8 protein-coding genes and 1 pseudogene are annotated in these 12,153 nt (G+C 74.4%); 2 read left to right on the top strand and 7 right to left on the bottom strand.

Going from position 1 to position 12,153, the window contains the following annotated elements; genetic code table 11:
• The first annotated feature begins 191 nt into the window (after window positions 1–191).
• Window positions 192–761, top strand: a complete 570-nt coding sequence (locus tag L615_RS01030) for a TetR/AcrR family transcriptional regulator (protein WP_145723815.1) — start codon at window positions 192–194, stop codon at window positions 759–761.
• Window positions 762–1,017: 256 nt separating this feature from the next.
• Here the strand turns inward: L615_RS01030 and L615_RS01025 are convergent, their stop codons facing one another.
• Window positions 1,018–2,646: an acyl-CoA dehydrogenase family protein gene (locus tag L615_RS01025; protein ID WP_145723814.1), complete on the bottom strand. Its 1,629-nt coding sequence runs from the start codon at window positions 2,644–2,646 to the stop codon at window positions 1,018–1,020.
• Window positions 2,647–2,648: 2 nt separating this feature from the next.
• The gene (locus tag L615_RS01020; RefSeq protein ID WP_145723813.1) at window positions 2,649–3,680 is read right to left on the bottom strand and encodes a crotonase/enoyl-CoA hydratase family protein; all 1,032 of its coding nucleotides are present in this window, start codon (window positions 3,678–3,680) and stop codon (window positions 2,649–2,651) included.
• 63 nt (window positions 3,681–3,743) lie between these two features.
• On the opposite strand from L615_RS01020, the gene L615_RS01015 reads away from it, so the two are divergent.
• Window positions 3,744–4,463 carry a PaaX family transcriptional regulator C-terminal domain-containing protein gene (locus tag L615_RS01015; RefSeq protein ID WP_261376514.1) on the top strand — a complete coding sequence of 240 codons (720 nt, stop codon included), beginning with the start codon at window positions 3,744–3,746 and terminating at the stop codon, window positions 4,461–4,463.
• Between the two features lie 147 nt (window positions 4,464–4,610).
• Here the strand turns inward: L615_RS01015 and L615_RS01010 are convergent, their stop codons facing one another.
• The 5 genes and pseudogenes from L615_RS01010 to L615_RS00990 form a co-directional block, all read right to left on the bottom strand.
• Entirely contained in the window at window positions 4,611–5,282 is a 672-nt protein-coding gene (locus L615_RS01010; RefSeq protein ID WP_036518016.1) for an SWIM zinc finger family protein, read from the bottom strand.
• Window positions 5,282–6,790: pseudogene (locus L615_RS01005) on the bottom strand (DEAD/DEAH box helicase); the annotation flags it as partial. The pseudogene L615_RS01005 and the gene L615_RS01010, both read right to left, overlap by 1 nt.
• A gap of 59 nt (window positions 6,791–6,849) precedes the next feature.
• Window positions 6,850–8,256 (bottom strand): SNF2 helicase-associated domain-containing protein, encoded by a 1,407-nt coding sequence (locus L615_RS01000; RefSeq protein ID WP_145723811.1) that lies wholly within the window; start codon window positions 8,254–8,256, stop codon window positions 6,850–6,852.
• Window positions 8,257–8,277: 21 nt separating this feature from the next.
• Window positions 8,278–9,696 (bottom strand): hypothetical protein, encoded by a 1,419-nt coding sequence (locus L615_RS00995; RefSeq protein WP_145723810.1) that lies wholly within the window; start codon window positions 9,694–9,696, stop codon window positions 8,278–8,280.
• Between the two features lie 200 nt (window positions 9,697–9,896).
• Window positions 9,897–12,035, bottom strand: a complete 2,139-nt coding sequence (locus L615_RS00990; RefSeq protein ID WP_028656001.1) for a RecQ family ATP-dependent DNA helicase — start codon at window positions 12,033–12,035, stop codon at window positions 9,897–9,899.
• Window positions 12,036–12,153 lie beyond the last annotated feature (118 nt).

Raw genomic sequence — 12,153 nt, 5'->3', positions numbered from 1 at the left:
CCACCCCGACCGGGCCGGTCGGTCCCACCGCACCGGTCGCGGTCGCTGCTCCCCTGGACCCATGTCCCCTCCTCGCTGTCGAGGAGTCAGACGCCGGGGCGGGTCGTTCGGTTGTCAGGCTCGTGCTGGCTGGTCCTGGCTGGTCCTGGCGCGTCGGCCCGCGCGGGGTGAACGAACGCTAACCTGTCGCAATGAGCGAATCCCGGCGCGAGCAGATCCTCGCCACCGCGGCGGACCTGTTCGCGGCGCGCGGCTTCCACGGGGTCTCGGTCGCCGAGCTCGGCGCCGCCTGCGGGATCTCCGGACCGGCGCTCTACAAGCACTTCCCGTCCAAGCAGGCGATGCTGGCCGAGATGCTCACGTCGATCAGCGAACGGCKGCTCGAGGTCGGCCGCGAGCGGGTCGCCGCGGGCGGGGGCGACCCCGCCGCCGCGCTGCGCGGCCTGGTCGACTGGCACCTGGAGTTCGCGCTCACCCAGCGCGCGCTGATCGTCGTGCAGGACCGGGACTGGGAGTCGTTGCCCGAGGACGCCCGGGCCCAGGTCCGCCGCCTCCAGCGCTCCTACATCGCGCTGTGGGCCGACCAGCTGCGCGCGCTGGACGCCCACCTCGACGAGCCGTCGTCGTACGCCGCCGCCCAGGCCGCCTTCGGCCTGCTCAACTCCACCCCCCGCGCCGGCCACGCCGTCCCCGACGCCCGCCTGCGCGACCTGCTGGCCTCCATGGCCCTCGCCGCCCTCGGCGTCGCCCCCGCCCACTGACCCCTCAGCTCGCCCCTCGTCCCCGGCTGGTGACAGGCAGGGCCGCCGGGGCGGTAGTCCCTGACGAAAAGCACCGTCGTACGGCGTGTCGCGGTGCTTTTCGTCAGGGACTACCGTCGTTCGCCGCCTCCCGCCGAGGGGTCTGGCCCGGGGTCCGGAGCGGGGTAGTCCCGGGTCAAAAGCACCGAAAACCCTGTGGAAAGGTGCTTTTGACCCGGGACTACCGCAGCAATTCCGCCCCGTCTCAGGCCCTGTCTCAGAACCCGGGCTCGGTGCGGTCGAGGATCGGGGTGAGGTCGAGGCCGGCGGGCAGGGTGCCGAAGGCGCTGCCCCAGTCGCGGGCGAGGCGGGTGGCGCAGAAGGCGTCGGCGACGGCGGCGGGTGCGAACCGGAGGAGCAGGCCGGCCTGGAAGACGACGGCGATCTGCTCGACGAGGCGGCGGGCGCGCAGCTCGATGTCGTCGAACTGGGTGAGCTCCTTCTTCAGCGAGGCCACCGCGTCGTCGTAGCGCGGGTCGGTGCCGACGGCGAGCTCGGCCTCGACGAAGAAGGCGTCGAGGGACTCGGGCTCGCGGCCGATGGCGCGCAGCGCGTCGAGGGCGGCGATGTTGCCGGAGCCCTCCCAGATCGAGAGCAGCGGCAGCTCGCGGTAGATCCGGGCGAGGTCGAAGTCCTCGGTGTAGCCGTTGCCGCCGAGGCACTCGAGCGCCTCGTTGGCCAGGACCGGTCCGCGCTTGCAGACGTAGTACTTGGTCGCGGCGAGGGCGAGGCGGCGCAGCGCGGCCTCACCGGCGTCGCCGTGGATCGCGCGGTCGTTGGCGCCGGCGAGCCGCATCATCGCGGTGGTCGCGGCCTCGGACTCGACCGCGAGGTCGGCGAGCACGTTGCGCATCAGCGGCTGGTCGATGAGGAGCTTGCCGAAAGCGGCACGGTGGCGGGCGTGGTGGGCGGCCTGGACGAGCGCGGAACGCATGCCGGACGCGGAGCCGATGACGCAGTCGAGGCGGGTCATGTTGACCATCTCGACGATGGTCTTGACCCCGCGGCCCTCCTCGCCGACGAGCCAGCCGACGGCGTTGTCGTACTCGATCTCCGAGGAGGCGTTGGACTTGTTGCCGAGCTTGTCCTTGAGCCGCATGAAGCGGATCGGGTTGGCATCGCCGCCGGGCAGCACCCGCGGGAGCAGGAAGCACGACAGCCCTCCGGGCGCCTGGGCGAGGGTGAGGAACATGTCGGACATCGGCGCCGAGGTGAACCACTTGTGCCCGACGATGCGGTAGCTGCCGTCGGGCTGCGGGGCCGCGGTCGTGGTGTTGGCGCGGACGTCGGAGCCGCCCTGCTTCTCCGTCATCGACATGCCGGCGATGAGACCGGCCTTGGCCTCGGGGTCGCGCAGGCCGAAGTCGTAGACCCGGTTGGTGAGCAGCGGCTCGAAGCGGGCGGCGAGCTCGGGGTTGGCCCGCAGGGCGGGTACGACGGCGTAGGTCATCGAGATCGGGCAGCCGTGCCCGGCGTCGACGTTCCAGGCGTAGAACTTCGCGGCGCGGGCGACGTGTGCGCCGGGGCGGTCGTCGGCCCAGGGCGCGGCGTGGACACCGTGGCTGACCGCGGTCTCCATGAGCTGGTGGTAGGCCGGGACGTACTCGACCTCGTCGACGCGGCGGCCGTAGCGGTCGTGGGTGTGCAGCCTCGGCGGCACCCGCTCGGCGAGCCGGCCCCAGTCCATCGCCTCCTGCGTGCCGGCGAGGCGGCCGAGCTCGCGGATCTCCGGCAGCGCCCACGCGGCGCCCTCGCGCTCGATGCCCTCGAGGAGAGCGGGGTCGGCGGAGGTGTCGTGGCCGACGAGCGGCGGGACCTGGTTGGTGACGTCGTGCGTGCTGGACATGGTCATCCCTCGGTGCTGGTGTGCTGGTTGGTCACGTTGCTGGTGCGCGGGCCGTGGTCGTCGTACGGCGCGGCGTCGCGCTCCCGGACGGCCTGGCGGAAGCCGACGTCGGCGGCGCGCTGCTGGAAGGCGTAGCCCTCGCGGGTGTGGCGGGCGACGCCATCGAGGACGGTGCTGATCATCTGGCTGTTCTGGACGCCCTGGGCGAGCAGCGCGGAGTTGAGCGCGAGCTTGACCATGACGAGCTGGTTGAGCGGCATCGCGGCGATGCGCTGGACCAGAGCCTCGGTGCGCTCCGCGAGCTGCTCGGGCTCGGGCGCCTCGACCGCCAGGCCCCACTCGGCGGCCTCGCGGCCGGTGAGCGTGTCGCCGGTGAGCAGCAGCCGCTTGGCGCGCTGGTCGCCCAGCCGGTGCGCCCACAGCCCGGCGGACGGAATGCCCCAGACCCGGGTCGGCGGGTAGCCGATCTTGGCGTCGGCCGCGATCACGATCTGGTCGCAGTGCAGCGCGATGTCGGTGCCGCCGGCCACGCAGAAGCCGTGGATGCTCGCGACGGTGGGCTTGTTCGCGTGCAGCAGGCTCGCGAAGCCGCGGGTGAAGCGGCTCATCATCGCGTAGTCGACCATCGGGTCCCAGGTCCCGGCCGGGTCGTGGTTGTGGGCCTGCACGGTCGGGTCGAGCACCGTGCCGACCTGCGGGGCGCCGCCCACGAGCCCGCCGTCCATCAGCCCCTCGGCCGAGGCGGCGAGGTCGTAGCCGCCGCAGAAGCCCTTGCCGCGCCCGCTGAGCACGATGACGTGCACCCGCGGGTCGAGGTCGGCGCGCTCGACGGCGTCGGCGAGCTCGACCGGGGTGTCCGGGGTGATCGAGTTGCCCTGCTCGGGGCGGTTGAAGGTCAGCCGTGCGACCCGGCCGTCGACCTCGTAGGTCAGCGTCCGGTAGGCCGGCACCTCCTCGCTCGGCGGCGGGGCGTCACGGTACGGCGAGTCGGGGCCCTCGTGCGCAGGCCGGCGCCACCCGGCGGGTTCGGTCATGGCACGACATTACGCGTCGGGAAACAGTTGTGTCGAGATCTGTAGCGTGGAAGGATCCCGGCCGTGGCCGTCGACCTCGCCCCGCTGCCGGCCCGCTCGGTGGTGCTGAGCCTGCTGCTCGGGTCGCACCCGCACCGGATGTCGTCGGCCGAGCTGGTCCGCGCCGGCGAGCACTTCGGCGTCCCGGCCTCCACCACCCGGGTCGCGCTCACCCGCGCGGTCGCCGCCGGGGACCTCTACCGCGAGGACGGCGACTACGTGCTGGGCGAGCGGCTCGCGCGGCGCCAGCGCCGGCAGGACGAAGCCGTCCTCGACGCCGAGACGCCGTGGGACGGCAGCTGGGAGCTCGCGGTCGTCGTGGTGGCCGGTCGCCCCGGGCCGGAGCGCGCGGCGCTGCGGGACCGGCTGGCGTCGTACCGCCTGGCGGAGCTGCGCGAGGGCGTCTGGACCCGGCCGGCCAACCTGTCGCGGCCGCGGGGGTACGCCGACGACCCGGTCCTGCGCTGCTTCACCGCCGTCCCCGACGACGACCCGGCGGCGATGGCGTCGGGACTGTGGGACCTGCGCGCGTGGGCCGCGACCGGCCGCGAGCTGCTCGACGCGCTGGGGTCGACCAAGGACCCGACCCCGCGGCTGGCCGTCGCCGCGCAGGTCGTGCGCCACCTGGCCGGCGACCCGCTGCTCCCCGCCGCCCTGCTGCCGCACGGCTGGCCGGCCGCGCAGATGCGGGCGGCGTACGCCGGCTACCAGGCCGAGCTGCGCGCGCTGGCGATCGGGCGGTAGGGCTGGGCGAGTCCGGGACGTCGCGACAGTTTCGCCGGTCGACCGGCGAAACTGTTGCTTGACCGACGAAACTTCGTCGGTCAGGTGTGAGTTTTGCCGGTCGACCGGCGAATCCTGTGACTGGTGGGGCGATCTGGGCGCGCCGGCTCAGGCGTCGTCCGGCTCGCCGAAGTCGCGCAGCAGGGACTGGGCGCGCAGGGCGGCGTCGACCGCGAGCTCGACGTCGTCGGCGAGCTCGCCGACGACCGGGGTGGCAGAGCCGTCGGGCTGGTCCGCGGCGCGGGCGTGGAGGGCGGCGAGCAGGGCCTCGCGGTGCAGGCCGCGCAGGGCGAAGAGGACGAGCGGGTCCTCGTCGACCAGCCAGCCGGCCTGGACGAGGACGGCGATCGCGTGCTTGCAGGGGTCGAGGTAGTGGTCGCAGGTGCAGCGGGCGGCCAGCTCGCCGCCGTAGGGCAGCAGCTCGACGCCGACCTCCTCGGCGTGCTCGACGAGGTCGTGCGGCAAGGTGCCGGAGAGCAGGTCGGCGATCCGGCCGGACTCGGCGGCGACCACCTCGACGAGGGCGGTGCGCACCTCCGGCTCGAGGACGGGGACGTCGACCTCGACGGTCCAGGCGTCGTCGCCGTCGCGGACGGCGGCGAGCAGGGAGCCGTCGTCGACGCTGATCCCGCCGACGTCGCCGCGGCGGGCGGCGGCGCGGCCGGGCTTGAGCTCGGCCTCGGAGTACGCCGCCTCCTCGACCGCACGCTGCCACGCCTTGCCCCACCAGGTGCGGACCCCGCGTGGGGGCTGGGAGAGGCGGGCGTAGGTCGTGCGCATCAGTCGGCGTCCTGCTCGGCCAGCAGCGCCTCGCGGCGCTGCTCCTTGCGGAGGGTGACGAGGTCGCGCAGCTCCTCGTTGCTCAGCTCGGTCAGCGCCGCCTCGCCGCGGGCGAGCACGGCGTCGGCGAGCTGGCGCTTGCGGGTGAGCAGCTGGGCGACCCGCTCCTCGATGGTGCCGCGGGTGACCATGCGGTGCACCTGGACCGGCTTGGTCTGCCCGATCCGGTAGGCACGGTCGGTGGCCTGCTCCTCGACGGCGGGGTTCCACCACCGGTCGACGTGGATGACGTGGTCGGCGCGGGTGAGGTTGAGGCCAGTGCCGCCGGCCTTGAGGGAGAGCAGGAAGACGGGCACGCCGTCAGTGGCGTCGGCGTCCTGGAACCGGCGAACCATCGCCTCCCGCTGCGCGACGGGGGTGCCGCCGTGCAGGAACTGGTGTGGCACCCCGACGCTGGTGAGGTGCTGCTCGATGAGGCGGGCCATGGCGACGTACTGCGTGAACACGAGGACGGCGCCGCCCTCGGCGAGGACGGTGGCGACCAGCTCGTCGAGGAGCTCCAGCTTCTCCGAGCGGCCGGTGAGGCGGACCGCGCCGGACTGCTTGAGGAACTGCGCCGGGTGGTTGCAGATCTGCTTGAGCCCGGTCAGCAGGGCGAGCACCAGGCCGCGGCGGCTGTCGGGGTCGGCACGCTCGATGCGCTCCATCGAGTCGCGGACGAAGGCCTCGTAGAGGACCACCTGCTCGCGGGTGAGGCCGAGCAGGTGGTCGGTCTCGGTCTTCGGCGGCAGCTCGGGCGCGATGCCGGGGTCGGACTTGCGGCGGCGCAGCAGGAACGGGCCGATCAGGTCGGCGAACTGGCGGGCCTTGGTCGGCTCGGTGCCGGACTCGATCGGCGCACCCCACACCCGGCGGAACGCCTGACGGCTGCCGAGCAGGCCAGGGACGCACCAGTCGAGGATCGACCACAGCTCAGTGAGGTCGTTCTCCACCGGCGTGCCGGTGAGCGCGACGCGGGCGCGGTTGGGCAGCTGCCGCAGGGCACGGGCGGTGGTGGTGCGGGAGTTCTTGACGTGCTGCGCCTCGTCGGCGACGACGAGGTCCCACTCGACGCCGGCGAGGGTGGCGGCGTCGCGACGCAGCGTGCCGTACGTCGTCAGCACGAACCCGCCGCCGAGGTCGTCGAGCGAGCGGGAGCCCCCGTGGAACCGGCGCACCGGCACGCCGGGGGCGAACTTCTCGACCTCGCTCTCCCAGTTGCCGAGCAGGCTCGCCGGGCACACGACGAGGGTGGGACCGTCGCCGGCGAGCCCGGCGGCGCGGCGGTGCAGGTGCAGCGCGATGAGGGTGATCGTCTTGCCCAGGCCCATGTCGTCGGCCAGGCAGGCGCCGAGGCCGAGGCGGGTGAGGTCGGCGAGCCAGGTCAGCCCGTGACGCTGGTAGTCGCGCAGGGTCGCGGCCAGGCCCGGCGGCTCGGGCAGCGGGTCACGGGTGGCGGCGGCGAGCACCTCGGCCGTGGCGGGCTCGTCGTCGACGGCGGGGANGGCCCGGCGGCTCGGGCAGCGGGTCACGGGTGGCGGGGGGGGGCCCCCCGGGCCTCCGCCCGCGGCGGGGGGGGGGGGGCGAGCCCCTGCTCGCGGACCTTCAGCAGGCTGGCGCCGACGACGACGTCGGCCGTGGCGGGCTCGTCGTCGACGGCGGGGACCTCGGTGGTGCCGGTGAGCGCGGCGGCCAGGGCCTGCGCGCCGGTCGCCTTGCGGATCAGCCGCTTGCGGGCGCGCAGCGCCGTCGTCGGGTCGACGACGGTCCACGCGCCGCGCAGCTTGACCACCGGGCTCGCGGCCCGGGCGAGCTCGGCCACCTCCTCGTCGGTGAGCGGCTCGCCGTGGAAGGCGACCTGCCAGGAGAAGGCGAACAGCCCCTGCGCCGAGAACGGGCTCTCCTGCAGCGGCAGCTCCTCGGGACCGCGCTCCCCCGCCTTCGGGTCGCGCTGCCGGTCGAGGACCGCGCGGGTGGTCAGCTCGGGGCCCAGCGAGCGGGGCCAGTGCACGTCGACGCCGACCTCGCGCAGCGCGCCGACCCGCTCGAGGAGGCTGGAGATCTCCTCGCCGTCGAGGGTCAGCTGGTCGGGCACCGACAGGGCGAGGAAGCGGTCGAGCACCGGCCACACGTCGGCGGCGGCGCGCAACGCGATGCTGGCGTGGATCCGCGCCCGGGCACCGAACCCGTGGTCGTCCTCGGAGCCGGTCCACAGCAGGGCGGCGTCGCAGACGTGCAGCGGATCGCGCTCGTCGTGCACCTGCAGCACCACCCGCACCGCGCCGGCGACCAGCTCCTCCTCGTCGGCCTCGACCCGCAGCGAGACCCGCACCAGGTCGGGCAGCTCGGCACGACGCGAACGGCGCTCGGCCTCCTCCTCACGCGCCGCCCGCTCGGCGAGCCGCTTGCGGACCCGGTCGGCGAACTCCTCCCCGGCCCCGGCGCGGCGCCCCCCCGCCGCGGAGGCGGCCGTCGTCGCGGCAGCACTAGCTGCTGACCGGCCCGGCCGGGTGCGCAGTGCCGGGGCCGCGCGGGGCATGGCGTCGGCGACCGCGTCGAGGACGTCGCGGACCAGCCGGGCTGCGTCGTCGGCGGGAAGGCCGTCGTGGGCACGGGCAGCGGCGAGGCGTCGTACGGCGTCGCGGTCGGCGTCGTCGAGACCCTCGACGCGCCACCCGGGCCGCTCGTCATCGGTGGGCGCGACCTTGCCGGCAGCGACCAGGCGCAGCCCGAGCAGCGCGGCGCCGCTGAGGAGCGCGACGCTCGGGTGGGTGTCGTCGCGGGTGTGCGCGCGGCTGAGCACGGGCAGCGCGGCGCGCACGGGCAGCGACACGCTGCGGCCGGCGGGCGCGGCGTCGGTGAACTCGATCAGCGCCGGGCCGTCCTCGTCGCCGGCCCGGAAGGTCGCCGGGCCGGTGACGGGAACGAAGCTCACATGGGGACGTTAACGCCCGGGTCAGACAGTTGGTTCCGCGGTCAGCTCGGAGGCGGTACGACGACCGCGGACCCGCGCGAGCAGCGCGGCCCCGATCAGCACCACACCGCCGGTGGCGGCCAGCACCGCGGCCCACACCGACGGACGCTCGACCGCCAGCGCCGCCGCCGTGAGCGGCACGAGCACGCCGGCCGCAGCGATCGCGAGGATGCTGAAGCCGGAGTGGTTGGACAGCGCAGCGGCCAGCGCCCACAGCACGATGAGCAGCGCGAAGAGCGCGACGACCCACCACACGTCGGACTCCTGGAAGCCGGCCCGGCCGAAGAGGTCGGCGTCGCCGAACCCACCCAGGCCGCCGCTGTCGTCGAGGCCGCCCGCACCGCCGGTCTGGTCGGAGGTCCCCGGCAGGTCGCCGAAGCCGCCGAGGAACCCGCCGAACAGGCCGCCCAGGAAGCGGGTGACCACGAAGGACGCCACGATCCCGACGAACACGGCGAGCCCGAACCCACCGACGACCACGCCGGTCACCGCCCGGGTCGGCAGCGCCCAGCCGAGGAGGGTCACCACGACCACGAACAGCGCCACCAGCACGGCCATCACGACCTGCGGGTGGCCGTCCCCGACCGCGTCGGAGACCACGCCGTCGAGCGCGACGCCGTAGACCAGCGCGAGGCCGAGGATCGCGAGCAGCACGAACGCGGCCCGTCGGGCGGCGAGGTAGCCGAGCGCACCGAGCACCACGAGGACGGCGCCGATGAGGTAGGCGACCCAGTCGTCGTCCTTGTCGATGCCGATGCCGATGCACAGCGCGGCGCCGAGGCTGCCCACGACACCGGGCCAGGTGACGACCTCCTCGCGGGCGCGGCCGCCGGCGCGGCGGCTGGACACCGCGCCGAGGACCGCGATCAGCAGGAGGCCGGCGCTGGCGCCCAGCGCGACGGCGTAGTGCGACCAGTCGATGTCGCCGTTCTCGTCGCGGGCGTTGAAGCAGGCGATGACGATCGCCGCGGCCAGCAGGCCGGTCCCGATCGCGACGACCGCGCCGGTCAGCCCCGCCCGCGAGGCCCGCATCGGGAACTCGGTCCGCACCGGCCCGCCGGCGTGGCCGGGCGGCGTGCCGTCGTACCCCTCGGCGGGGGTGCCGTCGGGCGCCGTCGGCACCATCGTGGTGGTCGGGGAGGCGGGCGGCGCCGGCTGCGCGAGCTCGGTGTCCGGTGCGTCGGCCGGGGTCATCATCGGCGGGGGCGGCGGCGGGCCGTCTGCACGGATCGGCTGGGTCTCGCCGCGGTCGCCGGGGTCGCCGGCAGCGTCAGGGGTGGCGTCGGGCGTGACCTCGGGGGTGTCGTCGCCGTCGTCGATCGCGCCCGAGGGCGGCCCGTCGCCACCTCCGGCCGTCGGACGGGACGCGGGCTTGTCCTGGGACGGGGAGTCGTCACTCATGCGCGTCAATCTAGGGCGTGGCGGCGCCGGGGCGGGGGAGGTCGGGGTGGGCTCGCGGGTCAGGTCGCGGTGCACCCCAACCGTCACACCAGTCACAAGTTTCGCCGGTCAGCCGGCGAAACTCACACCTGACCGTCGAAGTTTCGTCGGTCGAGAATTAGTTTCGCCGGTCGACCGGCGAATTTGTCGGGACGCCCGGCTCAGGCGTTCACCGCCAGCACGAGCGGTACGACGCCCGCCGCTCCGGCCTGGTGCAGCGCGACCGATGCGAGCGTGGTGGACCAGCCGGTCACGACGCGGTCGTCGACGAGCAGCACCCGGGCGTCGCGGACCGCGTCGGGGGTGTCGAGGCGCAGGGCGCAGCGGCGCTGGACCGCGGCGACGCGCTGGGCGGAGTTGGTGGCGCCGCGGTCGGGGCCGACGGTGGGGTCGACGACGGCCCACTGGCCGACGACCGGGACCTGCAGGAAGCGGGACAGGCCGGAGGCGAGGTCGGCGACGAGCTGCGGGCGCTGCTCGGACTCGGCGACCACGATGGCGTCGACCCTGGGCTGCCAGTCCTGCAGCATGCCGACCATCGCGCGGGCGAGGGAGTCGGGGACCGGACCGTCGTAGCGGGTGCCGTCGGGGCCGGGCGTGAACAGGGCGCGCAGGGCGGGGCCGTGGCCGAGGTCGGTGAGCCGGGCGATGGCGCGGCCCTCCTCGGCGGGCGGGTTGATCCGGCCGGAGAGGTCGATGCCGATCGCCTTCATGCCGGTCGGCCAGAGCTTGCGGGGCTCGATCGGGACGCCGGGGCGGGCGAGCCGGTCGGCGGCCTGGGCGACGGCCTCGGTCGACACGTCGACGGACAACGCCAGGCCGCCGCAGTTGTCGCAGCGGCCGCAGCGCCAACCGGGGTCGGCGAGCACCTCGGGGTCGTCGAGCTGGCGGCGCAGGTAGAGCATCCGGCACTCGTCGGTCTCGAGGTAGTCGAGCATCGCGCGCTGCTCGACCTCGCGGGCAGCGCTCACCCGGGCGTAGCGCTCGGCGTCGTACTCCCACGGCCGACCGGTCGACTCCCAGCCGCCGCGCACCCGGCGGACCGCGCCGTCGACGTCGAGCACCTTGAGCATGGTCTCGAGCCGGTTGCGCGACAGGTCGACGCGCGGCTCGATGGCGGCGGTGCTGAGCGGGCGACCCTCCTCGGCGAGCACGGCGAGGGTCTCGCGGACCAGCTCCTCGCGCGGGAAGGCCAGGGACGCGAAGTAGGCCCAGATGTCGCGGTCCTCGACGGCCGGCAGCAGCACGACCGACGCGCCCTCGGGCGGCAGGTTGCCGCCGCGGCCGGCGCGGCCCACCTGCTGGTAGTAGGCGACCGGGCTGTTGGGTGCGCCGAGGTTGACCACGAAGCCGAGGGAGGCGTCGAAGCCCATGCCGAGCGCGCTGGTCGCGATGAGCGCCTTGACCTCGCCGTTGATCAGCGCCTGCTCGAGGGCGAGTCGCTCGGTCTGCTCGGTCTGGCCGGAGTAGGCCGCCACCTGGTGCCCGCGACTGCGCAGGTAGTCGGCGACCTCCTGGGTGGCCGCGACAGTCAGGCAGTAGACGATGCCGCTGCCGGGCTGCTCGGAGAGGTGGTCGGCGAGCCAGGCCAGCCGCTGCTCGGCGGTCGTGAGCCGCACCACGCCGAGACGCAGCGACTCCCGGTCGAGGCTGCCGCGCAGGACCAGGGTGTCAGCACCGAGCTGCTCGGAGACGTCGTCGGTCACCCGCTGGTTGGCGGTCGCGGTGGTCGCGAGCACCGGGATGCCGGTCGGCAGGTCCTGCAGCAGCGTGCGGATCCGGCGGTAGTCAGGCCGGAAGTCGTGGCCCCAGTCGGAGATGCAGTGCGCCTCGTCGACCACCAGCAGGCCGCAGGTCGCGGCGAGCCGGGGCAGCACCTCGTCGCGGAAGCCGGGGTTGTTGAGCCGCTCGGGGCTGACCAGCAGCACGTCGACCTCGCCGGCCTGGATGGAGGCGTGGATCTCCTCCCACTGCTCGGTGTTGGTGGAGTTCACCGTCACCGCGCGGATCCCGGCGCGTTCGGCGGCCTGGATCTGGTTGCGCATCAGCGCGAGCAGCGGCGAGATGATCACCGTCGGCCCGCTCCCCTGCTCGCGCAGCAGCAGCGTCGCGACGAAGTAGACCGCCGACTTGCCCCACCCCGTGCGCTGCACGACCAGGGACCGGCGCCGCTCCACGACCAGCGCCGCGATCGCCGCCCACTGGTCGTCGTAGAGCCGCGCGTCGGGCTTCCCGACGAGCGCGCGCAGGTGCTCCTCGGCGCGGTCGCGGGTGGCGCTGGGCGCGGCGTCGGAGCTCATGCCCCGTGTCTACCAGCGGGGCCCGACAGGCCCGTCACCTTGTCCACAGATCCGATGCCTGACGAATTTCTGCGAAAACCCTGACAAGCCCGGCGCGACCTACTAACTTCTTCCTTGC

The sequence above is a fragment of the Nocardioides sp. J9 genome (assembly GCF_007829375.1).
Classification (GTDB): Bacteria; Actinomycetota; Actinomycetes; order Propionibacteriales; family Nocardioidaceae; genus Nocardioides.
This window is presented reverse-complemented; position numbering and strand designations above follow the sequence as displayed.

Bases quoted from the DNA above. Each gene is read 5' to 3' on its own strand.
- L615_RS01025 (WP_145723814.1), bottom strand. From the start codon at position 2,646: ATGTCCAGCACGCACGACGTCACCAACCAGGTCCCGCCGCTCGTCGGC.
- L615_RS01020 (WP_145723813.1), bottom strand. From the start codon at position 3,680: ATGACCGAACCCGCCGGGTGGCGCCGGCCTGCGCACGAGGGCCCCGAC.
- L615_RS01010 (WP_036518016.1), bottom strand. From the start codon at position 5,282: ATGCGCACGACCTACGCCCGCCTCTCCCAGCCCCCACGCGGGGTCCGC.
- L615_RS00995 (WP_145723810.1), bottom strand. From the start codon at position 9,696: ATGAGTGACGACTCCCCGTCCCAGGACAAGCCCGCGTCCCGTCCGACG.
- L615_RS00990 (WP_028656001.1), bottom strand. From the start codon at position 12,035: ATGAGCTCCGACGCCGCGCCCAGCGCCACCCGCGACCGCGCCGAGGAG.